The organism is Halomonas faecis, from assembly GCF_010993975.1.
Lineage (GTDB): Bacteria > Pseudomonadota > Gammaproteobacteria > Pseudomonadales > Halomonadaceae > Halomonas > Halomonas faecis.
In genome coordinates this window covers 118,727-143,869 of sequence record NZ_JAACZO010000052.1, presented here as the reverse complement: position 1 = coordinate 143,869, position 25,143 = coordinate 118,727, and the positions used below count along the sequence as shown (strand labels likewise).

18 protein-coding genes are annotated in these 25,143 nt (G+C 64.5%); 11 read left to right on the top strand and 7 right to left on the bottom strand.

Features of this window, described 5'->3' with window-relative positions:
- The first annotated feature begins 30 nt into the window (after positions 1-30).
- The 5 genes from GFD32_RS15205 to fnr all read left to right on the top strand — a co-directional run bounded on the left by GFD32_RS15205 (position 31) and on the right by fnr (position 5,801).
- Positions 31-2,502 carry a heavy metal translocating P-type ATPase gene (locus GFD32_RS15205; protein ID WP_163577447.1) on the top strand — a complete coding sequence of 824 codons (2,472 nt, stop codon included), beginning with the start codon at positions 31-33 and terminating at the stop codon, positions 2,500-2,502.
- A complete protein-coding gene (gene ccoS, locus GFD32_RS15200; RefSeq protein WP_163577446.1) occupies positions 2,499-2,729 on the top strand; it encodes a cbb3-type cytochrome oxidase assembly protein CcoS in 231 nt (76 codons plus the stop codon). Before GFD32_RS15205 ends, ccoS begins: the two co-directional genes overlap by 4 nt.
- Positions 2,729-3,436 (top strand): sulfite exporter TauE/SafE family protein, encoded by a 708-nt coding sequence (locus tag GFD32_RS15195; protein ID WP_163577445.1) that lies wholly within the window; start codon positions 2,729-2,731, stop codon positions 3,434-3,436. Before ccoS ends, GFD32_RS15195 begins: the two co-directional genes overlap by 1 nt.
- A 69-nt stretch (positions 3,437-3,505) precedes the next feature.
- Complete coding sequence (gene hemN / locus GFD32_RS15190; RefSeq protein ID WP_407081082.1) at positions 3,506-4,954, top strand: oxygen-independent coproporphyrinogen III oxidase; 1,449 nt, start codon at positions 3,506-3,508, stop codon at positions 4,952-4,954.
- A 109-nt stretch (positions 4,955-5,063) separates the two neighbouring features.
- Positions 5,064-5,801, top strand: a complete 738-nt coding sequence (fnr, locus tag GFD32_RS15185; protein WP_163577444.1) for a fumarate/nitrate reduction transcriptional regulator Fnr — start codon at positions 5,064-5,066, stop codon at positions 5,799-5,801.
- Between the two features lie 84 nt (positions 5,802-5,885).
- Here fnr and ttcA read toward each other — a convergent pair whose 3' ends face one another.
- From ttcA to GFD32_RS15170, 3 genes are all read right to left on the bottom strand, one after another.
- Positions 5,886-6,824: a tRNA 2-thiocytidine(32) synthetase TtcA gene (gene ttcA / locus GFD32_RS15180; protein WP_163577443.1), complete on the bottom strand. Its 939-nt coding sequence runs from the start codon at positions 6,822-6,824 to the stop codon at positions 5,886-5,888.
- A gap of 84 nt (positions 6,825-6,908) precedes the next feature.
- The gene (locus GFD32_RS15175; RefSeq protein ID WP_163577442.1) at positions 6,909-7,538 is read right to left on the bottom strand and encodes a 3'-5' exonuclease; all 630 of its coding nucleotides are present in this window, start codon (positions 7,536-7,538) and stop codon (positions 6,909-6,911) included.
- Between the two features lie 83 nt (positions 7,539-7,621).
- Positions 7,622-9,442, bottom strand: a complete 1,821-nt coding sequence (locus tag GFD32_RS15170) for a DUF294 nucleotidyltransferase-like domain-containing protein (RefSeq protein ID WP_163577441.1) — start codon at positions 9,440-9,442, stop codon at positions 7,622-7,624.
- Positions 9,443-10,113: 671 nt separating this feature from the next.
- Between GFD32_RS15170 and GFD32_RS15165 the strand changes: the two genes are divergently transcribed.
- From GFD32_RS15165 to GFD32_RS15150, 4 genes are all read left to right on the top strand, one after another.
- A complete protein-coding gene (locus tag GFD32_RS15165; protein WP_163577440.1) occupies positions 10,114-10,374 on the top strand; it encodes a DUF4212 domain-containing protein in 261 nt (86 codons plus the stop codon).
- A 6-nt stretch (positions 10,375-10,380) separates the two neighbouring features.
- A complete protein-coding gene (locus tag GFD32_RS15160) occupies positions 10,381-12,162 on the top strand; it encodes a sodium:solute symporter family protein (RefSeq protein ID WP_163577439.1) in 1,782 nt (593 codons plus the stop codon).
- A 95-nt stretch (positions 12,163-12,257) separates the two neighbouring features.
- Complete coding sequence (locus GFD32_RS15155) at positions 12,258-12,773, top strand: hypothetical protein (protein ID WP_163577438.1); 516 nt, start codon at positions 12,258-12,260, stop codon at positions 12,771-12,773.
- Positions 12,774-12,891: 118 nt separating this feature from the next.
- Positions 12,892-16,836, top strand: coding sequence for a hybrid sensor histidine kinase/response regulator (locus GFD32_RS15150; RefSeq protein WP_163577437.1), 3,945 nt, complete (start codon positions 12,892-12,894; stop codon positions 16,834-16,836).
- A gap of 235 nt (positions 16,837-17,071) precedes the next feature.
- Here the strand turns inward: GFD32_RS15150 and GFD32_RS15145 are convergent, their stop codons facing one another.
- The 3 genes from GFD32_RS15145 to GFD32_RS15135 all read right to left on the bottom strand — a co-directional run bounded on the left by GFD32_RS15145 (position 17,072) and on the right by GFD32_RS15135 (position 20,626).
- Positions 17,072-17,734 (bottom strand): LuxR C-terminal-related transcriptional regulator, encoded by a 663-nt coding sequence (locus GFD32_RS15145; RefSeq protein WP_163577436.1) that lies wholly within the window; start codon positions 17,732-17,734, stop codon positions 17,072-17,074.
- Between the two features lie 222 nt (positions 17,735-17,956).
- Complete coding sequence (gene acs, locus GFD32_RS15140) at positions 17,957-19,906, bottom strand: acetate--CoA ligase (protein ID WP_163577435.1); 1,950 nt, start codon at positions 19,904-19,906, stop codon at positions 17,957-17,959.
- Between the two features lie 165 nt (positions 19,907-20,071).
- Positions 20,072-20,626, bottom strand: a complete 555-nt coding sequence (locus GFD32_RS15135; RefSeq protein WP_163577434.1) for a SprT family zinc-dependent metalloprotease — start codon at positions 20,624-20,626, stop codon at positions 20,072-20,074.
- 79 nt (positions 20,627-20,705) lie between these two features.
- On the opposite strand from GFD32_RS15135, the gene GFD32_RS15130 reads away from it, so the two are divergent.
- The gene (locus GFD32_RS15130; protein WP_163577433.1) at positions 20,706-21,350 is read left to right on the top strand and encodes a YecA/YgfB family protein; all 645 of its coding nucleotides are present in this window, start codon (positions 20,706-20,708) and stop codon (positions 21,348-21,350) included.
- A 103-nt stretch (positions 21,351-21,453) separates the two neighbouring features.
- Here GFD32_RS15130 and GFD32_RS15125 read toward each other — a convergent pair whose 3' ends face one another.
- Positions 21,454-22,575: a phospholipase D-like domain-containing protein gene (locus tag GFD32_RS15125; protein WP_163577432.1), complete on the bottom strand. Its 1,122-nt coding sequence runs from the start codon at positions 22,573-22,575 to the stop codon at positions 21,454-21,456.
- Between the two features lie 133 nt (positions 22,576-22,708).
- Here GFD32_RS15125 and plsB point away from each other — a divergent pair, with 133 nt between their 5' ends.
- Positions 22,709-25,132, top strand: coding sequence for a glycerol-3-phosphate 1-O-acyltransferase PlsB (plsB, locus tag GFD32_RS15120; protein ID WP_163577431.1), 2,424 nt, complete (start codon positions 22,709-22,711; stop codon positions 25,130-25,132).
- Positions 25,133-25,143: the final 11 nt, after the last annotated feature.

The following is a 25,143-nucleotide window of genomic DNA, read 5'->3' as shown; positions in this document are numbered from 1 at the left end:
CCGCCTCTCTCACCCCGAATGCCGGTGACCATGTCCGCATCCGCCGCTGATTCTGCCGCCACCGACTGCTACCATTGCGGCAGCCCGGTACCAGACGGCGCCAGCTGGTCGATCACCCTCGACGACGCGCGTCATCCGCTGTGTTGCCCAGGCTGTGAAGCGGTCGCCCATGCCATCATCGATGGGGGCCTGGAAAGCTACTATCGCTTTCGCACCGAGCTGCCCGAACGTCCCGACGAGCGGCAGACGGTGAAGACCGAGACTTGGGCGGTATTCGACGACCCGGGTCTGCAACGCGAATTCGTGCACCCCGAAGGCGACAGCGGTTACGTCCATGCCACCCTGGCCGTGGACGGCATCACCTGCGCCGCTTGCGCCTGGCTGATCGAGCATCGCCTGAATGCGCTGGAGGGGGTCAGCACCAGCGCCGTCAACCTCAGCCATCATCGCGTGCGCGTCAGTTGGGATCCTGACCAGCTCAAGCTCTCGCACCTGCTCGCCGAGCTCGCCGCCATCGGCTACACCGCCCAGCCCTACGAGCCGGATATCGCCCAGCAGCGACTGCAGCACGAGGAACGCATGACGGTGCGCCGTCTGATCGTGGCCGCAGTGGGCATGGCCCAGGTCATGATGTTCTCCATTCCCATCTACGTGTCCGAACCGGGCGCCATCAGCGCCGACTTCCTGGCGCTCTTCCACTGGCTCTCCTTCGCCCTGGCCACCCCGGTCGTGTTCTTCTCGGCCATGCCGTTCTTCCGCAACGCATTGCGTGACGTTCGCACCCGGGTGCTGGGCATGGACGTGCCGGTCTCCATCGCCGTTGGCGGCGCCTACCTCGCCAGCGGCTATGCGGTGCTCACCGGTACCGGTGAGGTGTATTTCGACTCGGTAGCGATGTTCACCTTCTTTCTGCTCTTCGGTCGCTACGTGGAAGCACGGGCTCGTCGGCGCAGCGGGCATACCGGCAATGCCCTCGCTGGCGCCCTGCCGCTTTCGGCCATACGCCTCGAGGCCAACGGCGACGAGCGCATACTGCCGGCCAACCAGTTGGTCAGCGATGACCGCGTGCTGGTCAAGCCCGGTCACAGCGTGCCGGCGGATGGCATCATCGAGGAAGGCGAATCGTGCCTCGACGAATCGATGCTGACCGGCGAATATCAGCCGGTCACCCGGGGCCGCGGCGACAGCGTCACCGGTGGCAGCCAGAACATCGACGGCCCGCTGACGGTGCGCGTCACCCACGCCGGCAAGGACGCTCGCGTGGCACGCATCGTCGACCTCACCGATCGTGCCTTCGCCAGCCGCCCGCGTCTCGCCCAACTGGCCTCGCGGATGGCGCACCTGTTCGTGCTGCGCCTGCTGTTCGTCACCCTCGGCGTGGCCACCGTATGGTGGTTCATCGACCCTAGCCGGGTACTCTGGGTGACGCTTTCCGTGCTGGTGGTAACCTGTCCCTGCGCACTGGCGCTCGCCACACCGACAGCGCTCACCGCCGGTCATGGCCAGTTGCGCCGCCGCGGCATCCTGGTCACTCGCGCCGACGCCATCGAGACGCTCTCCCAGGTCGACCGCGTCATCTTCGACAAGACCGGCACCCTGACCTGTGGCGAAATGCAGCTGATCGAGACGCGACCTCTGGGCCAGCTGTCGGGCGAACGGGCGCGGGCCATCGCGGCAGCCCTCGAAGCGCACTCCGAGCACCCCATTGCCCGCGCCTTCCGGCCCTGGCGCGGTAGCGTATCCGGGGTACGCGAACGCACCAGCCTCACCGGGCAAGGCGTGAGCGGTGTGCTCGACGACACTCACTGGCGGCTTGGCCAGCCCGCCTTCGCCGCCCCCGATCATGACCTGACACCTCCCGGCGGGGGCACCTGGCTGCTGCTCGCGGAGGGCGGTGAACCGCGAGCCTGGTTCGCCCTGCGCGACCGCCTGCGCGAGGATGCCGCCGAAACGCTGGCCACCCTGGTCGAACGCGGCATTGCCGTCGAACTGCTTTCCGGCGACACGCATGCCGCCGTTGCAACCCTTGCCGATCAGCTCGACATCGCCGATTGGCGCGCCGGGGCCAGTCCCGAGGACAAGCTGGCCCACATCCGCCAACGCCAGTCAGAGGGCTATACCGTCGCCATGGTCGGCGACGGCATCAACGACGTACCGGTCTTGGCCGGCGCCGACGTCTCGCTGGCCATGAACGGGGCCACCGATCTGGCCCGCACCAGCGCCGATGCCGTCTTGCTCAGTCCGCGCCTGGGCCGTATGGTCGAGGCCGTCGAGATCGCCCGCGCCACACGTCGCATCATGCGCCAGAACATGATCTGGTCGGTCTGCTACAACGCCTCGGCCCTACCACTGGCGGCGCTGGGCATCGTGCCCCCCTGGGTCGCCGCACTGGGCATGTCGACCAGTTCGCTGGTGGTGGTGGGCAATGCCCTGCGTCTCGGCCGCTTTCGCCGCACCATCGCACACGATCCATCTGCTGCCGTTCGACCGGTGACCGCATGAGCATTCTCTATCTGCTGATCCCCCTCTCACTGATCCTTCTGGGCCTCGCCGTGTGGGCTTTCTTCTGGGCGGTCAAGAACGACCAATTCGACGACCTCGAGGGCCCCGCCCACCGTATCCTCTTCGACGAGGACGAAAACGACTTCACCCCGGAAGAACGTGAGCGCCGCCGCGAACGCCGCAACACGACGGACGTCGACTCACCCTCCGAACGCGACGACCGCTGATGGACCCGACCGGCCTCGACCTGCCGCCACTGGCCGCCGCTTTCGTGTTCGGCCTGCTGGGGGGTGCCCACTGCATCGGCATGTGCAGTGGCATCATGAGCGCACTGACCTTTGCCGTACCGCCCAGCATGCGCTCTCCGATGCGGCTCTCCGGCCTGATGCTCGGCTACAACGCCGGTCGCATCGCCAGTTACATGGTCGCCGGTGCGCTGGTCGCCAGCCTCGGCACCCTACTCACCTTGAGCGCCGAATTGCGCCTGGCGCTGCAGGCCTTCGCCGCCGTCATGCTGATCCTGATGGCCCTCTACATCGCCGACTGGTGGAAGGGGCTGCTCAAGGTCGAGGCGTTGGGCAAGCGGCTGTGGCGGCACCTCGAACCTTTCGGGCGGCGGCTCATGCCGGTGGTCCAGGTGCCACAAGCGGTGGCTCTGGGGGCCATCTGGGGTTGGCTCCCCTGCGGCCTGGTCTACTCCATGCTGGCCTGGAGCCTGGCGGTTGCCGACCCCTGGCGCGGTGCCGCGCTGATGGGCGCCTTCGGCCTGGGAACCCTGCCCGCTCTGCTGGTCACCGGAATGGCCGCGCGCCAGATGGGGGCGCTGATCCGCCACCCAGCCACGCGCAGCGTGGCCGCCTTGACGATCATCGCCTTCGCCCTATGGCAACTCTGGGCGCTATTGCCGACAGGGAGCGCCCCACTGGCGCATTGAGGCGGGAATTCTTCGCCATTGCACTTCGTTTGACACAGCTCAATCCGCCTAAGTCGAGGGGCCGCTAGCATGAAGGCACTTCTCGCCATGTCGGAGTGCCCCATGCTCGTCTCCGCGACGTCAGCCCATCGAGAGATGCCCGACCCTCCCGCCTGGGACGATGCCACGCTGCAGCGCTATACCAGCGGCGGCGACTCCTATTGCTGCTATCCGACACCGGGCGCCTTTGGCAGCGACTTCGGCGAGTCGGACCTAGAATCCGCCCTGGCGCGCAGCAACCGCCACGGCCGCCCTCTCGCGCTGTACGTGCACCTGCCGTTCTGCCGCAAGATTTGCTTTTACTGCAATCGCTCCAAGGTCGCCAGCAAGCTCACCCGTCAGGCGGATCCCTACATTTCCCGGCTCGACCGGGAAATGGTACTGGCACGCCGCTATCTGGACACCGGGCGGGAAGTCAAGCGGCTGTACTGGGGCGGAGGCACGCCCACCTTCCTCTCCCTGGACCAGATGAGTGACCTGGTCGACCGGCTCGACGCGCGCTTCGGCCTGTCGGGAAGCCGCGAGCGGGATTACGCCATCGAGGTCGACCCGCGGGAGGCCGACGTCTTCACCCTGCGGCACCTCCAGGCCCTGGGCTTTAACCGCTTGAGCCTGGGCGTGCAAGACCTCGACCCGCAGGTATTGCAGGGCGTCAATCGCGTACAACCGCGCATTCTCACTGAAGCGCTGATCGACGAAGCCGACCGTCTGGGCTTCCGTTCGCTCAACCTGGATCTGATCGCCGGCCTGCCCGGCCAGACCCGTGACAGCTTCGCCGCCACCCTGGAGCAGGTCATCGCCATGGCCCCCCCGCGCCTTCGAGTGAGCGATTACGTCCATCAGCCGGAGCGCGTTCCCACCCAGCGTCGCATTCGCGCCGAGCAACTGCCCGACGTCGCCGAGCGGCTGGCGATCCTGCGTACCACCGTCGCCCAGTTGACCGCAGCGGGATACGTGTATCTCGGGCTGGACCAGTTCGCTCGCCCCGAAGACAGCCTTGCCGTCGCCCAGCGCCACGGCCGGCTCACGCGCGACTTCCAGGGGTACACCGACCAGTCCGCCGACGACCTGCTGGGGCTGGGCGTCTCGGCGTATTCCCGCATCGACGACACCTACAGCCGTAACCCCGTGGACCTGGCTGTTTACGAAGCCGCTCTGGACGCCAGCCACCTGCCCGTCGCCAGTGGCCTGCGCCTCACCTTCGATGACCGGGTGCGACGCCACGCCATCGAACGACTGCTGTGCGACATGGCGCTGGATCTGGATGCCCTCGGAGAACGTTTCGACCTGGACGCCTCACGCTACTTCGCTAAGGCCCTGCAACGTCTCGAAGCGCCCCTCCATGATGGCCTGATGGAGCGCCAGGGCAACCGCCTGCTGGTCACGCCGCTGGGCCGCTTGCGCGCATCGCACCTGGCCCACGCCTTCGACGCCCGTCACAGCCCCCCACCTAGCGGACCATCGCCTTCCCCGGCATAGGGGGTACCGCGAAGTTCCCCGCTTGTCTGCGTCCAATCGTCGCAACCGGCATTTTCCCGCGCTGCAGAATGCTCCATAATGACGCCATGATCACGATGAGGAGGTGGCCATGGCTGTCAATGCGGCCAGCAAGCGGCGCTCGCTGTTGCACGAAACCCGTTGCCAGAACTGCAGCTTGAGTTCCCTGTGCCTGCCACTGGCGCTCGAGATCGAGGATATGGAACAGTTCGATGCGATCATTCGTCGCCGTGCCCCGCTCAAGAAAGGCGAGGCTTTGTTCCGTCAGGGCAGTGGCTTCAACAGCGTGTATGCGGTGCGCTCCGGCAGCCTCAAGCAGATCACCACCGAGGGTTCGGGAGAGGACCAGGTCACCAATTTCTATCTGCCCAGCGAGCTGGTGGGACTCGACGGCATCGACGAGGAAGCCTATCCGGGCAGCGTGATCGCCCTGGAGACCACCACCGTCTGCGAGATCCCCTTCGATCGCCTCGACTCGCTTTCCGAGCAGTTGCCCGAACTGCGCGGCCAGCTATATCGCAGCATGAGCAAGGAATTGCGCGACGACCGCCGCATGATGCGCCTGCTCTCCCGCAAGACCGCCGATCAGCGCCTGGCTAGCTTCTTCACCAGCCTTTCGGATCGCTTTCGCCGGCGCGGCTATTCGCCCTACAGCTTCCGTCTCTCCATGTCGCGTGCGGACATCGGCAACTACCTGGGGTTGGCCGTGGAAACCGTGAGCCGAATCCTCGGGCGCTTCCAGCAGCAGAAGCTAGTGGAAGTCTCGGGTCGCGAGGTGAACATCCTCAACCTGGAGGCGCTGATCGAACAGGCCCAGGAAGAGCACTGAAACGCCTCGCCGCCAGCCCAGACAGTTTCGCGCCCTCGCTGACCTTCCAGCGGGGGCGCGTTGCGTCGGGCTGAGGCCGGAGGTTCAGAGCTCATTGCACAGTTCGATTCGATCGGCCTGCATCCGCGCCTGCTTCGCTTCCAGACCCTGGAAATCGAACAGGTCGCGATCGGCGAGCTGTGACGGCGCCACATTGGTGACCGCCTTGAAAAGGCTCTCCAGGCGGCCAGGGTGCTTGGCCTCCCACTCGGCCAGCATTTCCTTGGCGGCCTGGCGCTGCAGGTTGGGCTGCGAACCGCACAGGTTGCAGGGAATGATCGGGAAGTCCATCAACCGCGCGAACTCGGCGATGTCCGCCTCGCGGCAGTAGGCCAGCGGACGGATCACGATGTTCTTGCCATCGTCGGAGAGCAGCTTGGGGGGCATCGCCTTGAGACTGCCGCCGAAGAACAGGTTGAGGAATAGCGTCTCGAGGATGTCTTCGCGATGGTGACCCAGCGCCACCTTGGTGGCACCGATCTCCTCGGCGAAGCCGTAGAGCGAGCCGCGCCGCAGGCGCGAACAGAGCGCGCAGGTCGTCTTGCCCTCCGGCGTCTTCTCCTTGACCACCGAATAGGTGTCGCGCTCGAGGATGTGGTAGTCGACGCCGGTCGATTTCAGATATTCCGGCAGCACGTGCTCGGGGAAGCCGGGTTGTTTCTGATCGAGGTTGACGGCCACCAACGAGAAATTCACCGGCGCGTTGCGCTGCAGATTGCGCAGGATCTCCAGCAGCGTGTAGCTGTCCTTGCCGCCGGACAGACACACCATCACCTTGTCGCCCTCGCGGATCATGCCGTAATCGATGATGGCGTTGCCCACCTGGCGGCGAAGCCGCTTCTGCAGCTTGTTGAACTCGCGCTTCCCCTTGGTGCCGAGTCGGGGCGCGGACGCATCGTCCGCCGCCAGCGCGGAAGAGGAAGCAGCGGTGTCATGGCGGCTGGCATCGCCAGCGAGCGGATCGAAGGTAACGACGTCTGACATGGTCACGGCGCAGCAGCAATCGGGTGGATGAGGGGCGCCATGCTACCACTGCCGGCGCCGCCTGGCACGCCTTCCAGGGCGGACTCAGGCTTCCCGGCGCTGCACCGGGGCGCCACGCTCCAGGCGTAGATACATCAGCGCCGTGGTCACCGCATCGCCCAGTGCCGTATGGCGACCCATCACCGGCACGCCCAGGGTCTTGGCCACGGTCTCGAAGCGCAACCCCGATGCATCGGCCTCGACGTGACTACGCCGTAACTGCCGGAAATAGAGGTGAGAGACATCGATACCGCTATTGGGGAGATCGAAGCCAAAACGAGGGCGCAGCTGACGATCGAGCACGGCCCGAATGAAATCCAGATGCCAACCCAACAACGGGCGGTTACCGATGAAGTCGAGCAGTCGCATCAATGCCCGCTCGGGCTGCTCCCCATCGTCCAGGTCGACACCGCGCAGGCCGTGGATACGAATGGAGTCGCCGGACAGCGTCTCGGGCCGCTGCAGCTGCAAATCCAGCGACTCGCTGGTCAGAACGCGATCGCCTCGCACCTTCACCGCGGCAATGGCCACGGGTTCGGCAATACGGGTATCCACCCCCGTCGTCTCGCAGTCGATGGCGACCAGCTCGTCGCCGGTGTAGGGGTGGAACAGCCAGCCGTACTCGCCGTCCGCATGTCGGCGGCGGTCACTGACCCGGCGCAAGGCTCGTAGCATGCTCAATGCCTCCTCTCGTGCGTCGATGATGGTGTCGCGGCACTCTCATGCCACGCGATGCCTAACGCCGGGCACGCCGGCAATCAGCTGTATTCGAGGTGATAACGGTGCGAAAGGTGTTGCTTGAATTCCTTGACGATATGCAGCGCCTCGCGCAGCAGATCGCGCTCCAGCGACGACAGCTCCTGTACCACCACCCGGTTGGCATCCTGGCCCTCCAACTCGCCGTCGAGCCGGGCCAGCTGCTGCTTGAGGCGCAGCTCGGTGAACAGCGACAGTGCCTCGCCGAGATTCTCGGCGGTACGTTCGTCGAGCCGCCCATCCGCCGCGAGGGCGTCGAGCCGCTCCAACGTCGAGGTGGGCTTGATGCGCCGCTCCAGCGCCATGGTGCGTACGCCATGAACGATGGGGAAGATGCCGCCCTTCTTGATGTCGATACCGTGCTGCGGCTTCTTCAGTGAACCGAACAAGGTCAGCGGCGTGGAAAAACGCAGCGCCGCCCGAGCGAAGTAAGAGAGCAACAGCTCGTCACGCGAACACTGCTCGAACAGCGCCTCGCGCATTCGATCCAGCAGCACTGGATTGCCCGCCACCGCATGGCTGTCGAGCAGAATGGCGAGCTTCATCAGGCTATCGCCGTCACGTGCCGCCGCCCACTTGACGATGCGCTGGCGCCACTGCGACTCGCTACCCACCCAATCGGGGTTGGAGACCATGATATTGCCAGGACAAGGAGGGTAGCCCAGCTCGATGAGCGTATCCGTCAACGCCTGCATGCGCTCGTCGAGATCCGGCCACTCGAGGTCGTCCTCGAGGATTAAGGCGTTGTCCTGATCGGTCTTGAGGATCTGCTCGCCACGCCCTTCACTCCCCATGACCACCAGACAGCTGTGGGCGTGGTAACGCTCCTCGATCAGGAAATTCCACGCCTTGGACATGATGCGGCCGTTGAGTGCGGCCAGCAGTTCCATGGCGAAGCGCAGCTTGACCCCCTGAGCCATCAGTGCCTTGACCAGTTCCGGCGTGCGGTGGCTGGCCCGAGTCAGCGCTTCCAGATTGTTTGCCTGTTCCACCTGCAGGCTCACCACGTAGCTGCGGCTGGAAAAGAAGCTCAACACGTCGGTCAGCTCGACCACGCCACTGGGGGCTCCCTGCTCCATGACGACGACGCGCTCCACCTTGTGGCGGGTCATGATCACCAGCGCCTCGAAGAGGTACTGGGCTGGAGTGACCGTGACCAGCTCGAAGTGCGCCACGTCCAGCACGGGCCGCTCCTGGCTCAAACCGTCGAGCACCAGAGCATTGAGCAGGTCGGTCTTGGTGACCATGCCGGCACCCTGCGGCCCCTGCACGAGGAGGCTGTCGGCATGACTGTCGCGAAGCGTCTTCACCGCCTCGGCAATGGTGGCCTCGGTGCCGACGCACAGCGGCTCGCGCATGCATTCGCCCACTCGAGCGAGCATGAAGCCGGCCATGGTCACGCCGCCTTCGGCGCGCTGTTCGGTCAACAGCCGTGTCTTGTGGGCCAGCGTCTGGCGGAAGAATTCGGCAAAGGCAGGATAGTCATCGCACAACGACAGGAACAGTGACTTGGGCAGCAGATAGCACAGACTCTCCTGCTCGGCGCGGAAACGGTAGCGGCTCTTGCCGTTGAGTATGCTGATGGCACCGAACAGATCGCCCTGGGTGTAGTGGCCGATACGCTCACGCGCCCCGGGCAGCATGGTATCCAGTTCGGCGACCTCGCCCTTGTGGATCAGGAAAACGTACTCGCCCGGCTGCCCGGCCTCTAGGATGATTTCATCATGGTCGAAATAGGCCAGATCGACGCCACCGCGTACGCGTTCGCGCCCGTCGTCATCGAGTAACGTGAAGGGGGGTTGAGATAGGTCGATGTCAACCATGGCGCTCTCCTCGAGAGACGGCGGCCGCACGCCTGGCCAGGTTTCATCACCATTGCCGCCTTTGTTGTTGTTGGTCTTCGATCGCTCGGTCATCGTGCCGCCAGCACCCTCCTCTGGATTGGAGAGACCTCGCCCACCCCGGAAGACGGGGATGTGCAACGTCTCGCCAGGGCGACATGCCGAGCAATACCACGGGCAGCATAGCAAAGGGGTCTCTGTGGGTAATAGCTAGACGATCGTCCTAGCTTTGCAGGCTTCGACCATCGTCTCAATCAAGGCCGACAAGCCGTATCCGGCGTACCGACAAAGGACTATACCATCGTCCCATACTGAGGAATCCGAAGGGATAAAGAATCCCCGGATACACAATAAATTATTGATTTTAAAGTATTTGTTAAAAGTGACTTGCATCGGCATTCGTTCATGATACCAAAGTCTGGGATTTTTTTTCCTCATTCATTGACCACTATTGCCAGTGAGTCATACGGGGTTTTTGCTCGCCAATGGACGTCACCGGCAGCAACAAGCATACGGCGCCTGGGTAGCCTTCACGGCGGCATCGACAGCTGAATTCCTGACGAGACGTCGCTACCTCAACGAGCCGACCCCGATGAACGACCCCAACTCTTAGAGCAGCTTCTCGACCTCAACAACAAGTGGAGAGCAACGACATGGCAGACGATAAATCCAACGCTGCTGCTTACTGGAAGGCGAACGTTCGCCTCATCACCGGGTGCCTGATCGTCTGGGCTCTGGTGTCCTATGGCTGCGCGATTCTGTTTCGCCCCCTGCTGGCCGGCATTCCCGTCGGCGGAACCGACCTGGGCTTCTGGTTTGCCCAGCAGGGCTCCATCCTGACCTTCATCGGCATCATCTTCTTCTACGCCTGGAAGATGAACAAGCTGGATGAAAAGTTCGGCCTGGGGGAGTAAGCAAGCATGAGCCAATTTGCCATCAACCTGCTGTTCGTGGGCGCTTCCTTCGCCCTCTATATCGGCATTGCGATCTGGGCGCGCGCCGGATCGACCAAGGACTTCTACGTCGCCGGCGGCGGCGTCCATCCCGTGACCAACGGCATGGCCACCGCCGCGGACTGGATGTCAGCCGCCTCGTTCATTTCCATGGCGGGCCTGCTGGCCTCCGGCGGCTATGCCAACTCCACCTTCCTGATGGGCTGGACGGGCGGTTACGTCATCCTGGCCATGCTGCTGGCACCCTACCTGCGCAAGTTCGGCAAGTTCACGGTGCCCGACTTCATCGGTGACCGCTTCTACAGCACCTCCGCACGCCTGGTCGCCGTGATCTGTCTGGTCGTGGCTTCGGTGACCTACGTCATCGGCCAGATGACCGGTGCCGGTGTGGCCTTCTCGCGCTTTCTGGAAGTGCCCAACACAGCCGGGATCTGGATCGCCGCCGCCATCGTCTTCCTGTACGCCGTGTTCGGTGGCATGAAGGGCATTACCTATACCCAGGTCGCTCAGTACATCGTGCTGATCATCGCCTACACCATCCCGGCGGTGTTCATCGCCATGCAGCTGACCGGCAATCCGATCCCGATGTTCGGCATGTTCAGCACGCACACCGACTCGGGGCTGCCGCTGCTGACCAAGCTGGATGAAGTGGTCAATGCGCTGGGCTTCAGGGACTACACGGCGGATGTCGACAACAAGCTCAACATGGTGCTGTTCACCCTGTCGCTGATGGTGGGTACCGCAGGCCTGCCTCACGTCATCATCCGCTTCTTCACCGTGCCGCGCGTCGCGGATGCCCGCTGGTCGGCCGGCTGGGCACTGGTGTTCATCGCCCTGCTCTACCTCACCGCACCGGCCGTTGGCTCCATGGCCCGCCTCAATCTGATGACCACGGTCTATCCGGAGATGGCCGGTCAGGTGGATGACTACGAAGAGGCCGCCAGCAATGCGCTGCCCTACGAGGAGCGTCCCGGTTGGGTACGCACCTGGGAGGAGACCGGGCTGATCACCTTCGATGACAAGAACGACGACGGCCGCATCCAGTTCTACAACGACTCGGCCGATTTCTCGGATCGCGGCTGGGAAGGCAACGAACTGACCGTCAACAACGACATCCTCGTGCTGGCCAACCCGGAAATCGCCAACCTGCCGGGCTGGGTCATCGGCCTAATCGCCGCCGGCGGTATCGCGGCAGCCTTGTCCACGGCCGCAGGCCTGCTGCTGGCCATTTCGTCGGCCATCAGTCACGACCTGATCAAGAACACCATCAATCCCAACATCACCGAGAAAGGCGAGATGTTGGCCGCCCGTATCTCCATGGCCGGGGCCATTCTGGTGGCGACCTATCTGGGTCTCAACCCACCCGGGTTCGCCGCCCAGACGGTGGCATTGGCCTTCGGTATTGCCGGCGGCTCGCTGTTCCCGGCACTGATGATGGGCATCTTCTCCAAGCGGGTGAACAACAAAGGGGCGGTCGCCGGCATGCTGGCAGGCTTGGGTACCACCCTGCTGTACATCTTCACCTACCTGGGCTGGCTCTTCATTCCGGGCACCAACATGCTGCCGAACTCGCCGGACAACTGGCTCCTCGGCATCTCCCCGCTCTCTTTCGGTGCTGTGGGTGCGATGATCAACTTCGCGGTCGCATTCGCCGTCTCCAACGCCACCGAGGAGCCGCCGCAAGAGATCCAGGATTTGGTCGAAAGCGTGCGCTTCCCGAAAGGCGCTGGCACTGCCGTCGACCACTAAGCCATAATCGATTCCCAGCACCCCTCAGGGGTCAGGAATCACACCAAGATCGGGCTTCCTGCGGGAAGCCCGATTGCTGTCAGGAAGGTTGTTCTATGATATGGCACTTGATTGCAGCCCTTTTCGCCGGCCTTGGCGCCGCGGGGATCGGCCTACTGCTGCGCACGCTCAGCGGCAAACGCCTGCCCCGCTGGATCATTCCGGTATGCGCCGGCCTGGGAATGCTGGGCTACCAGATCCAGACCGAGTACGCGTGGTTCGAGCACAAGCAGCAACAGCTGCCTCCCTCCGCCGAAGTCGTGAGCTCGCGAGAAGAGGCGATGGTATGGCGTCCATGGACCTTTCTGGTGCCCATGACGACGAGCTTTCACGTCATCGACCACGACAACCGGGTCGTCCGCGAGACCGACGACCAACGTCTGGTGGAATTCATTCTCTATCGCTTCGACAAGGAGTACGTCGATCAGGTCTCCCACCAGGCCCACCTCATGAACTGCTCCAGTCGCGAGCTGGTACCACTGGCCGGCGACAACCGCGAACCTCGCACCGAGCAGATGCGTCGACTCGACGAAGACGACGCTTTGTTCAAGGCAGCCTGCGCCGACCAGTGACCGCATACGCGCCCATTAACCTGACGATGGCGGCAGAACCGGGTTGCCGCCGCCCTGTGCCATGCCCCTGGCTGCCCGTCGGGCTGCTAGAATGGCCGCACACACAGGGGGAGTTCGCATGTTCGCTGGCTGGCTACTGATTGCCGTATCGCTGCTCTACATCGCCGTGCTGTTCACCATCGCCTGGCGCGGCGACCGCCGTGCCCGAGAGCATGGTGCCAGCCGTCGGCGGCCGGTGGTCTACAGCCTGGCGCTGGCCATCTACTGCACCTCCTGGACGTATTACGGCGCCGTCGGCCAGGCCGCCACCGCCGGCTGGTCTTTCGCCAGCATCTACGTGGGACCGATCCTGACCTTTCTGCTGTTCTGGCCGGTACTGGCCAAGATGATCCGTGTCGCCAAGCGACAGAACATCACCTCCATCGCCGACTTCATCGCTTCACGCTACGGCAAGGCGCAATCGCTGGCCGCCTTCGCCAGCCTGGTGGCCCTGATCGGTACCCTGCCCTACATCGCCCTGCAGTTGAAGGCCGTGGCGGTCTCCTTCGATATCCTGACCGGCAACGGCGAAGTGGGGCCAACGCCGCTGTTCACGGACACCGCCTTCTTCGTGGCCCTGGTGATGGCCGCTTTCGCGATTCTCTTCGGCACTCGCCATACCGACGCCACCGAGCATCACGAAGGGCTCATCCATGCCGTGGCTTTCGAGTCGCTGGTCAAGCTCCTGTCGTTCCTGCTGCTCGGCGCTTTCGTCACCTGGGGCATGTTCGACGGGCTGGGAGACCTGCTGGGCCGGGCCGACACCCAGCTCGAACTGCAGCGCCAGCTCGCCGATCAGGATTTCGGCCAGAGCTTCTGGGCGCAGACCCTGCTGGCCATGCTGGCCATTCTCTGCCTGCCGCGACAGTTCCACGTCGCCGTGGTGGAGAACACCCACCGCGACGATGCCACCAAGGCGCGCTGGCTATTCCCGCTCTACCTGCTGGCCTTCGCCTTCTTCGTCGTGCCGCTGGCGGCCGCCGGGCTGTCCCTGTTCCCCGATGGCAGCGTGGAGCCCGACACCTTCGTGCTGGCCATTCCCATGGCCTCGGGCAACGAGTGGCTCACCCTGCTCACCTTCATCGGCGGCTTCTCGGCCGCTACCGGCATGGTGATCGTGGCCACTGTGGCGGTATCCATCATGATCTCCAACGAGATCGTCATTCCGGCACTGTTCCGACTGCGCTGGCTGGATGCCCGCCCCCGCGACTACGGGCGCTTGGTACTGCGCGCGCGACGCATCACCATCGGCGTGATTCTCGCCCTGGCCTACGGCTTCTACCAGATGGTCGCCGAGTTCGGCTCGTTGGCCTCCATCGGCATGCTCTCCTTCGCCGCCGCGGCCCAGTTCGCCCCGGCGCTGATCGGCGGTCTCTACTGGAAACGCGGCAACCGCATGGGCGTAGTGGCCGGCATGAACGCCGGCTTTGCGATCTGGGCCTATAGCCTGCTGATGCCGGCCATGATCAACGCCGGCGTTCTGCCGAGCGACTGGCTCGACGGCGGACCCTTCGGGGTAGCCTGGCTCACACCCACCGCCCTGTTCGGGCTCAACGTGGGCGACTCCTTCACCCACGGCGTGATGCTGTCGCTGGGACTCAACCTGTTCTTCTATATCTTCGTGTCGCAAGTCACCGCCCAGCGGGTCGTGGAGCGCATCCAGGCCTCGCTGTTCGTCGACAGCGTGGAGACTCGCCAGACCTCGGTGAACCGTCCCTGGACCGGAGCCACCACGGTGGGTGATCTCAAGGTGCTGTGTGAGCGTTTTCTGGGGGCCGGACAGGTGGCCAGGGCCTTCGAGGACTACGCGCGGCGTAGCGGCCAGCGCCTCGACGAGAGCGCCCGCGCCTCCATCGACGTCATTCAGTTCACCGAACGCTTCCTCGCCTCGGTGCTCGGCGCCTCGTCGGCACGCATCGTGGTCAACTCGGCGCTACAGGGACGTGGCATCGGTATCTCGGACGTCATCTCCATCGTCGATGAAGCCTCCCAGGTGCTGGAATTCAACCGTGCCCTCCTCCAGGCCACCATCGAGAACATCAGCCAGGGCATCAGCGTGGTCGACCAGAACCTGCGCCTGGTGGTGTGGAACCAGCGCTACCTGGAGCTGTTCCGCTTTCCCGATCACCTGATTCGCGTGGGCGCCCCCATCGACAAGATCTTTCGCTACAACGCCCACAACGGCGAATACGGTCCCGGCGACCCCGAGGAACACGTCCGCCTGCTCCTCGACAACATTCGCGAAGGTCAACCCCACCGTTACGTGCGCTACCGCCAGGATGGCAGCGTGCTCGAAGTGCAGGGCAATCCCATGCCCGGCGGCGGCTTCGTCTACACCTACCTCGATATCACCCAGCAGAAGCGCATCGAAGAAGCCCTGATCCGCTCGGAAAACAACATCCGCATCTACACCGACAACGTTCCGGCCTTGATCGCCTACTTCGACAAGGAGTGTCGCTACCTCTTCACCAACCGCGCCTACGAACAGGCCTTCGGCATCGACCGCAACGAAGTGATCGGCAAACACGTCGACACGGTGATCACCGGTGAGATGGCTCGCGAGCGCGCCCCCTGGATCCGCCGCGCCCTGGCCGGTGAACGGGTGAGCTTCGAAGTCTCCATGGGTAGTGGCGATGCCATTCGCTACATGCTGGTCACCTATACGCCACACTTCGGCGACAGCGGCGCCATCCTCGGCTTCTTCTCTCTCTACCAGGACATCACCGAACGTCGTCTGGCGGAATTCGCCCTCAAGGAGACCAACGAAACCCTCGAAGAGCGCGTTCGCGAACGCACCCAGGCACTGTCGGAAGCCAACGCCGCCCTGCGCCAGGAAAACCGCGTGCGCGCCGAGGCGGAGCAAGCGCTACGCCAAGCCAAGCAGGTCGCCGAAGATGCCAACGCCTCCAAGACCCGCTTCCTCGCTGCAGCCAGCCACGACCTGCTGCAGCCGCTCAACGCCGCGCGTCTGTTCACGTCAGCACTCTCCCCGGAGGTGGACGCCGACGAGCTGCGCCGCACCATCGGCCATATCGACAACTCGCTGCAGGCCGCCGAGGAGCTGCTCGGCACCCTGCTCGACATCTCCAAGCTCGACGCCGGCGCGCTGACGCCGCGTCGCAGCCATTTCGCACTGGCCGACATCATCCAGCCGCTGCGCGCCGAGTTCGAGGTCATGGCCGAGGACCGTGGCCTCGACCTGGTGGTGGTGCCGACCCGACAATGGGTGGACAGCGACCCCCAGATGCTGCGCCGGATCATTCAGAACTTTCTCTCCAATGCCATTCGCTACACCCAAGAGGGACGCGTGCTGCTGGGCTGCCGCCGTCACGGTGAGCAGCTCTCCATCGAGGTATGGGACTCGGGGCCGGGCATTCCCGAGTCGAAGCAGGCGGAAATCTTTCAGGAGTTCCGCCGCCTCGATCAGGTGTCGCGCCACAAGGAGAGCGAGAAAGGACTGGGGCTGGGTCTCTCCATCGCCGATCGCATGAGCCGGGTGCTCCAGCACCCCCTGCGGCTGCGCTCCTGGGAAGGTTTCGGCACCGTCTTTTCGGTGAGCGTGTCGACGGTCGCGCCCCGGCAGTCGAGTGCCCCCAGCAATGCCCCTGCCACCCGTCGCGCGGGCAACAAGCTGGCGGGGACTCGAATCCTGTGCATCGACAACGAGACGCTGATCCTCGAAGGCATGAAGGCCATGCTTTCCGGCTGGGGCTGCGAGGTATTCACCGCCACCAGCATCGGCGGCGCCAAGTCGATCCTGCGCCATCTGGACGGCGACCCCGACGCCATTCTCGCCGACTATCACCTGGACAATGAGGTCACCGGCCTGATGGCCCTGGAAGCCCTATCAGAGCGTCTCGAGGATGCCGTGCCGGGCATCGTGATCACCGCCGATCGCACCGAAGAGGTCGCCGAGGAGGTCAAGCGTGCCGGCTATCACCTGTTGCAGAAGCCGGTACGCCCCGCCGCCCTGCGCGCTCTGCTCACCCGAACCCTGCAGGCCAGCCGCGCGGCCAGGGCCTAGCTGCGGGCTGCGGGCTGCGGGCTGCGGGCTGCGGGCTGCGGGCTGCGGGCTGCGGGCTGCGGGCTGCGGGCTGCGGGCTGCGGGCTGCGGGCTGCGGGCTGCGGGCTGCGGGCTGCGGGCTGCGGGCAAAAGAATGACAGAAATCGAAATGCCCGTGACCTTGGTCACGGGCATTTCGCTCGAAGCTCGAAGCTCGAAGCTCGAAGCTCGAAGCTCGAAGCTCGAAGCTCGAAGCTCAGGACTCGACCTTCGGCGGCTCCACCTCGAGCTTCTGAGCGGCGATCACCGCCTGGGTGCGGGAATGTACGCCGAGCTTGCGCAGGATCGCGGTGACATGGGCCTTGATGGTGGCCTCGGAGACGTTGAGCTCGTAAGCGATCTGCTTGTTGAGCAGCCCTTCGGTCAGCATGTTGAGCACGCGGAACTGCTGCGGCGTCAGCGAAGCGATGGCCTCGGCGAAACGGGCTTCCTCCTCATCGACATCACCCAGCGCATCGGCCAGCTCCTGGGGCAGCCATACCTCACCGTCGAGGATTTCGCTCACCGCCTCGGCAATCAACTGTAGCGACGACGACTTGGGGATGAAACCGGAAGCCCCGTAGTCGATGGCGCGGCGCACCACGTGGGGCTCATCGCTGCCGGACACCACCGCCACGGGAATATCCGGCGTCTGGCCGCGCAACTGGATCAACCCCGAAAAGCCGTGCGCCCCGGGCATGTGCAGGTCGAGCAGGATCAGGTCGGCATCGGGATGACGGATGACCACTTCATTGGTGGCCTCCATGGTATCGGATTCGACGATTTCGGCCTGGGGGGCCAGTTGACGCAACGCCTGGGTCAGAGCTGCACGGAACAGCGGATGGTCATCGGCAACGATGAATTTCTGGGCAAAGGCCATGGATTCTCCTCCGGTTCCTCAAGCAGTGGACAAGCCGACTGCAGCGGCGCTGGCACGATCGAGCGGGGCATCGATCACGGCGTACGGTCACGGCATGTTACCCCAACGCCAAAGCGTTTCCCAAGCGCTCGGCACGGCAACTGACATTTCCTTGACGACGGCCAGCAAAAAGCCGGCCCAGGGGGCCGGCAAAGGGATCAAGCGAAAAAGGGCAAAACCACCTCAGCGGTTGGCACGATGCTCGATGAGCTCGTCGACCACGCTGGGGTCGGCCAGGGTACTGGTATCCCCCAGCCCGTCGCATTCGTTGGCGGCGATCTTGCGCAGGATGCGACGCATGATCTTGCCCGAGCGCGTCTTGGGCAGACCCGGAGCCCACTGGATGACATCCGGCGAGGCAATGGGCCCGATGTCCTTGCGCACCCACTGGGTCAGCTCCTTCTTGAGCTCGTCGCTCTCCTCGAAGCCATCGCCCAGGGTCACGTAGATGTAGATGCCCTGTCCCTTGATGTCGTGGGGGAATCCCACCACGGCGGCTTCGGCCACGGCCTCGTGGGCCACCAGCGACGACTCGATCTCGGCCGTTCCCATACGGTGTCCGGACACGTTGAGCACGTCGTCGACACGGCCGGTGATCCAGTAGTAGCCGTCCTCGTCGCGGCGACAGCCATCGCCGGTGAAGTACATGCCCTGGTAGGTGGAGAAATAGGTCTGGACGAAGCGCTCGTGGTTGCCCCAGATGGAGCGCGCCTGTCCCGGCCAGGAGTCGAGAATCACCAGGTTGCCATCGGTGGCACCCTCCAGGAGGTTGCCTTCGTTGTCGACCAGCGCCGGCATCACCCCGAAGAACGGCAGCGTCGCCGAGCCCGGCTTGAGATCGATGGCTCCCGGTAGTGGCGCAATCATGATGCCGCCTGTCTCGGTTTGCCACCAGGTATCGACGATGGGGCACTTCGAGTTGCCGATCACCCGGTGGAACCACTCCCAGGCCTCGGGGTTGATCGGCTCGCCCACGGAGCCGAGCACCCGCAGGCTATCGCGTGAACTGGAATCCATGACGTTGTCGCCATGGGCCATCAGTGCCCGCACCGCCGTCGGCGCCGTGTAGAGGACGTTGACCCGGTGCTTGTCGACGATCTCGCCCATGCGACCGTGACTCGGGTAGCTCGGCACCCCCTCGAACATCAGGGTGATGGCACCGTTGGCCAGGGGGCCGTAGACGATGTAGCTATGCCCGGTTACCCAGCCCACGTCGGCGGTACACCAGTAGACCTCGCCGTCGTGATAGTCGAAGACGTACTGATGAGTGAGCGCCGCATGCAGCAGGTAACCGCCGGTGGTGTGCTTGAGTCCCTTGGGAGCACCGGTCGACCCCGAGGTATAGAGAATGAACAGTGGATCTTCGGCGTTCATCTCTTCGGCGGGGCAGTCGGAGGCTTGCTTGTCGACCAGTTCGTGGAACCAGACGTCGCGGCCCTCTTGCCAGTCGATCTCGCCACCGGTGCGCTCGACCACCAGCACTTTCTCGCAAACCTCGGTGCCGTCGCGGGTCAAGGCGGCATCGACGTTGTCCTTCAGCGGCACCTGCTTGCCACCGCGTACCGACTCGTCGGCAGTGATCACCAGCTTGGAATCCGCATTGACCACACGCTGGGCCAGCGCATCCGGCGAGAAGCCGCCGAATACCACCGAGTGAATGGCGCCGATGCGCGCACAGGCCAGCATGGCCATGGCCGCTTCGGGGATCATCGGCATGTACAACGTGACGACGTCCCCCTTCTTGACGCCCAGCTCCTTGAGTCCATTGGCCATCTGACAAGTGCGCGCATGGAGCTCGCGATAGGTGATGTGCTTGGAGTCCTTGGGATCATCGCCCTCCCAGATGATCGCCGTCTGGTCGCCGCGCGATTCGAGATGGCGGTCGAGGCAGTTCACGCTGGCGTTGAGGCTGCCGTCCTCGAACCAGCGGATATCGACGTTGTGGGAGTCGAAGGACGTATGCTTGATCTTCGTCGGTGCCTTGAACCAGTCGAGGCGCTTCGCCTGCTCCGCCCAGAAGCCCTCGGGGTCGTCCACGGACTGCTGGTACATGGCCTGGTATTTGGCCTTGTCGGCCCAGGCGTTGGCGGCGAAGTCGTCGCGTACCGGATAGACTTTCTGCTGTTCGGTCATTGAATGGCCTCTTCCAGGAAATGCACCCTCTCAGTATATGTCACCGACCGCTTGTTATTGATGGGTCGGAGCCGGAATGTGCCTTTCAGCATATACCCCTGCACGCCAGCTTCCACTTAGACCTTGGTATCAACGATTTTCTTTTTATTTTCATGAGCTTGCAACCTATGTAGAAACCGATTCCAAAGATTGATAGACCAAGGTCTGAGCGCAGTGGCGACAGCGATAGACACGCCCGCCGCGGGCCAGTGAATGGCGACGTGCCGTGAAGGCATGCTCGCGGCAGGCACAGCGATAGCGATAAGGTGCCGGACTCGCACGGCGAGTGTCGAAGCGATGGGTCACGTGCCCAGGCAGGCCGAACAGCTGACGCATGACCGTACGCCATTCGTGACCGTGGGGCTGCAGGCGCGGCCCCTCCGCGAGGTGGTGCACCAACCAGTGCGCCATCTCGTGGGGCACCACATCGACGAAGAAGTCACGACGGTTTTCGCTCAGCAGCACGGGATTGAAACGCAATCCGCCGCGGCCGAAGTGCGCCTGCCCGGCGCACTGGCCACGCAGGTCGAGCCATACTCGCGGTCGAGGCAGATGCGGATGTACTTCCCTGCACAGTTGGAAGGCCGCCTCGATGCGCTCATGCAACGCCCGGTGCAACGCCGCTTCGTCGAGGCCATCGAGCCAGTCGACGCTAAGGTCGGAGAGGGCTGGTCGGTTCATGGGATGCTAGAATGCCGCCCTGGCATGGCGGCGTCCAGCCCGCAACCGCACGAACCCTTGAAATCCAGCGAGAGCCACGATGTCCGACACCCCCGTTTCCCAGCCGCTGCTAGACGACGACGCGCTCGAGCGGCTCGATGACTTTTTCGCCTCCGACCAGGTCAGCGAAGAAGCTCTCGACCTGATTGGCTCCCACGGTTACCTGGTGGCGCTGGCCGTCGCTCCGCGTGAGTTGGAACCAGCAGTGTGGATCGCCGAGCTGTTCCACGGCGAGCCACGCTTCGCGAACGCCGCCGAGCGTAGCGAGATCCTCGATCTTCTCGAGCGGCTGCGCAGCAACGCCATCGACGTCCTGGAACAGGGCGGTCTGCCCGAACTGCCTTTCGAAACGACACTGGACGGCCTGCCTCCGGAAGAGACGCCCATCGGCGACTGGTGCGCGGGGTTCATGGAAGGCGTCTTCCTCGACGAAGCCGCCTGGTTCGCTCAGAACGAAGAGGCCGTTGCTACTCTGCTGCTACCTTTCATGGCGCTTTCCGGCCTGTTCGACGACGAGCCCGACATGGCCGAACTCAGTGCCGATGCCGCTCGGCTCGACCAGCTGGCCGGCCAGTTGCCGGAGCTGGTGCTCGACATCTACCTGCACTTTCGCGTACCGCCGGAGAATGCCAAGCCCACGCCGCGCAAGAAGAAACCGGCAAGACGCGGCAAGGGAAAGCGGTAAGCGGCTGCGGGCTGCGAACCCCGTAGCCCGAGTCAAGGGTTTTCTTCCAGCTTACAGCTTAAGCCCGCGAAGCGGGCGTTCTTTCAGCTCCGACGAAGCCGGGTCAGCGTAGCCTGGTCAGCCACGCGTCCAGGTTACCGAAACACCACTCTTTCACGCGCTGCCACCAGGGACGCTGTATCCACTCACGGTGGTGAATCTCATGGCTGGCGGCGAAGTTGCGCTCGAACAGTGCCGCCACCTCGCTAGCAAAGCGAGCGTCGTCCACTTCCTGGTTGGCCTCGAGGTTCCAGTGCAGGCTCCAATGGTCGAAATTGCACGACCCCAGGCTCGACCATCGGTCGACAAGAGCGAACTTAGCGTGGATGAAGCTGGGTTGGAACTCGAAGATGCGCACCCCATGACGCAGTAGGCGCCGATAGAAACGCTGCCCCGCATAGCGCACCCCGGGGTGGTCATGGTTCTTGCCGGGGAGCAGCAGACGCACGTCGACGCCACGCCGAGCCGCCCGAGCCAGCCGCATGCGCAGCGTCAGCGTCGGCACGAAGTAGGGCGTGCACAGCCAGATCCTCCGCTGAGCGCCAGAGATACGCCCATGCAGCGAATGGCGGATGGCCTGGTAACGGTAGCCCTGTCCCCATACGACTCGACCGCGCATGCCGCGATAGTCCTCGCGCTGCTGCCCTGCCACGGCAATTCGATGCACCAGTTGCTGGGAGCCACCTCCTTGGGTCAGCGGTGAATCCCACAACCGACTGAACAGGCGCACCCAGTCCGCCACCACTGGCCCCTCGATAGACACCGCCACCTCGTACCAGGCCTCCAGAAATTCGTCCACGGCTCCGAAGCCTCCGGTGAAAGCGAACCGGCCATCCACCACCACCAGCTTGCGATGGTCACGGGTGAGGTTGCGCACCAGCGAGTGGAAACCCAGCGGGTTGAACAAACGCAGAGCCACGCCACCCTCTTCCAGACGCCGCCGATCCGCCGCCGAAAGCCCCCTGGCGCCATAACCGTCGAGCATCAGGGCTACCGCCACGCCACGCGCAGCGGCTCGGGTCAGGGCATCGATCAGCGCCGTGGCCAGACGCCCCGACTCCATCAGATAGAGCTCCACCAGCACCGACTCACGTGCGGCGTCGATGGCATCGAACACGGCGGGCAGGAAACGTGATGACTCCGCCAATAACCGAAATCGATTGCCCTCCCGCCAGATACCCTGCATACCCCGCCTCCCCGTTTTCGCCTTTCGGAACGCTGGAATTGACGCACGTTCGCGCTCGGCGGGAAAGTCACCCGCCTGACCCATACGCCCACGCGGGCTATACTGCTCTTTCGCTTATCGGACAGGCAAACGGATGGCCGCTGCAAGCTCCCTGCCCAACCCCCTACGCGCCCTGCTGAAGCGACTGCTCAGCGGCTGGGTGGCAGTACGTCACCTGGAACCTGACCCGGCTTCGCTGGCACTGGATCCACGGGCCATCACGCTGTACGTGCTGCCTCGTCCCGCTCTCTCCGATGCCCTGCTGCTGGAGTGCCTGTGTCGGCGCCATGGCCTGCCACCGGCCACCGGTCGCCACCGGGTGGCTACGCAGCGGCTCTCGGCCCTGCTCGCCCTGCCCCGGCCGCAACGTCGGCCGCGACGACGCGCCCTCCACGATGCCGTCGACCTGCTCGCCGAGCATCGCGACCTGAGCATCCAACTGGTTCCCGTCAGCGTTTTCTGGGGACGCGCCCCCGGCAAGCGCTTCGGGCTGTGGCGACTGCTGGCCGCCGATAGCTGGCCGCTCACCGGACGCCTGCGCCGCGCACTGTCGGTGCTGGTCAACGGACGTGACGTGGAAGTCCAGTTCGGCGCACCGCTGAACCTGCGCGACCTGATCGACGACCGCGGTACCGCCTTGGCGGAACGCAAGGCGGCCCGGCTATTGCGCGTCCATTTCCGGCGTGTCCGCACTCGCGTGCTGGGCCCCGATCTCTCCCATCGTCGAACGCTGATCCAGGGCCTGGTGACCAGCCCCGCCGTGCGCCAGGTCATCGATGAGCAGGCAAGCGCCACGGAGCGATCCACGGCTCGCCTGGCAAAGCGCGCACGACGTTACGGTCACGAAATCGCCTCGAACATGACCTATCCGGTACTGCGCTTTCTGGACGGCGTACTACGCCGCCTGTGGAACCGACTCTACGACGGCGTCGACGTCAACGGCCTCGAGCGCATCAAGGCCCTGGCCGGTGACCATACTCTGGTCTACGTGCCCTGCCATCGCAGCCACATCGACTACCTGCTGCTCTCCTACGTACTCTACCGGGATGGCCTGATGCCGCCGCACATCGCTGCGGGTCGTAACCTCGACATGCCATTGATCGGCCCGCTACTGCGCCGCGGCGGCGCCTTCTTCCTGCGTCGCAGTTTCCGGGGCAACTCCCTCTACGCTGCCGTCTTCACCGAATATCTGCACCGCCTGCTGGCCGCCGGCCATCCCCTGGAATTCTTCATGGAAGGCGGTCGCTCACGCAGCGGTCGAATGCTCACCCCACGGCCCGGCATGCTGGCCATGACGCTGCGTTCCTTCCATCGCCTGGCCGCCGACGACGACCGGCAGCGCCTAGCCTTCGTTCCTGTCTACATTGGCTACGAACGCATCCTCGAGGGCAGCAGCTATCAGCGCGAGCTCCGCGGGGCAAGCAAGCGCAAGGAGTCACCGCTGGGTCTACTCCGCGTGCTCGGGCGGCTACGCCAGCCCTTCGGCCGGGTCGCCGTGAACGTCGGCGAGCCGCTGCTGCTGGCGCCGTTCCTCGATGCCAGCGTACCGGCCTGGCGTGTTGGCGAGGCCACGCCGCGGGCGTCCTGGATCACCGAGTCACTACCCCACCTGGGGACGGAACTCGCCCAGCGCATCAATGCCGCGGCGGCACTGAACCCGGTCAACCTGGTCGCCCTGGTGCTGCTGGCCACGCCCCACCACGCCATCGAGGAGAGCCTCATGGCGCGTCAGCTAGGGCTGCTCGCTTCGCTGCAACGACGTTGCCCGGGCGGCGCCCAGGTCAGCCTTCCCGAAGGAGAGCCGAGCAGCTGGATCGACCATGTCATCGACCTCGGCATGATCCGGCGACGTCGCCATCCACTGGGCGATATCCTGACCGCCACGCCGGAACAGGCCGAGTTGCTCGCCTGGTATCGCAACAACGTGCTGCATCTGTTCGCCCTGGCGGGTCTCGTCGCGTTCGCCTTCCGGCATGAAGCGCACCACGACCTGACGAGCCTGCAGGAGCGCCTCGCCCCCCCTTGGCCAATCCTGGCCAGGGAGCTCTTCCTGCCCAGCAGTGCGCTGCAGTCGGCCCTGCCCGCTGTGCTCGATGCGCTGACCCGGGCAGGGCTGCTCAGTGCCGGTGCTCGAGGTTGGCAACGCGCTACGGCCCTCGAAGCCAGCGAGCAGCTACGCATGTTGGGACGACTGATGCAGCCCTCGCTGGAGCGCGGCTACCTGCTGCTGTCGCTGCTGCTCGATGCACCGCCAGGTAGCTACGACCGCGACGGCCTCATCACCCGCAGCCAGCAGATGGCCGAGCGCCTGGCGATGCTCTCGGGCCGCAACGCGCCGGAGTTCTTCGATCGTCGCCTGTTCGACCGGCTGATCGACAGCCTGGAAGCGGAAGGCTGGATCGACGAGACCGACGGGCGCCTGCGCTACACACCGGCCCTGCCGGAAGCGGCGCAGCGCACCCAGGCGCTGTTCGACCCGGCACTGCGCCACCGCCTGCAACTCATGACCCGCGATTGAAGCCGAAACCG

Coding starts and splice junctions, on each gene's coding strand:
- GFD32_RS15205 (WP_163577447.1), top strand. CDS start 31: ATGTCCGCATCCGCCGCTGATTCTGCCGCCACCGACTGCTACCATTGC.
- ccoS (WP_163577446.1), top strand. CDS start 2,499: ATGAGCATTCTCTATCTGCTGATCCCCCTCTCACTGATCCTTCTGGGC.
- GFD32_RS15195 (WP_163577445.1), top strand. CDS start 2,729: ATGGACCCGACCGGCCTCGACCTGCCGCCACTGGCCGCCGCTTTCGTG.
- hemN (WP_407081082.1), top strand. CDS start 3,506: ATGAAGGCACTTCTCGCCATGTCGGAGTGCCCCATGCTCGTCTCCGCG.
- fnr (WP_163577444.1), top strand. CDS start 5,064: ATGGCTGTCAATGCGGCCAGCAAGCGGCGCTCGCTGTTGCACGAAACC.
- ttcA (WP_163577443.1), bottom strand. CDS start 6,824: ATGTCAGACGTCGTTACCTTCGATCCGCTCGCTGGCGATGCCAGCCGC.
- GFD32_RS15175 (WP_163577442.1), bottom strand. CDS start 7,538: ATGCTACGAGCCTTGCGCCGGGTCAGTGACCGCCGCCGACATGCGGAC.
- GFD32_RS15170 (WP_163577441.1), bottom strand. CDS start 9,442: ATGGTTGACATCGACCTATCTCAACCCCCCTTCACGTTACTCGATGAC.
- GFD32_RS15165 (WP_163577440.1), top strand. CDS start 10,114: ATGGCAGACGATAAATCCAACGCTGCTGCTTACTGGAAGGCGAACGTT.
- GFD32_RS15160 (WP_163577439.1), top strand. CDS start 10,381: ATGAGCCAATTTGCCATCAACCTGCTGTTCGTGGGCGCTTCCTTCGCC.
- GFD32_RS15155 (WP_163577438.1), top strand. CDS start 12,258: ATGATATGGCACTTGATTGCAGCCCTTTTCGCCGGCCTTGGCGCCGCG.
- GFD32_RS15150 (WP_163577437.1), top strand. CDS start 12,892: ATGTTCGCTGGCTGGCTACTGATTGCCGTATCGCTGCTCTACATCGCC.
- GFD32_RS15145 (WP_163577436.1), bottom strand. CDS start 17,734: ATGGCCTTTGCCCAGAAATTCATCGTTGCCGATGACCATCCGCTGTTC.
- acs (WP_163577435.1), bottom strand. CDS start 19,906: ATGACCGAACAGCAGAAAGTCTATCCGGTACGCGACGACTTCGCCGCC.
- GFD32_RS15135 (WP_163577434.1), bottom strand. CDS start 20,626: ATGAACCGACCAGCCCTCTCCGACCTTAGCGTCGACTGGCTCGATGGC.
- GFD32_RS15130 (WP_163577433.1), top strand. CDS start 20,706: ATGTCCGACACCCCCGTTTCCCAGCCGCTGCTAGACGACGACGCGCTC.
- GFD32_RS15125 (WP_163577432.1), bottom strand. CDS start 22,575: ATGCAGGGTATCTGGCGGGAGGGCAATCGATTTCGGTTATTGGCGGAG.
- plsB (WP_163577431.1), top strand. CDS start 22,709: ATGGCCGCTGCAAGCTCCCTGCCCAACCCCCTACGCGCCCTGCTGAAG.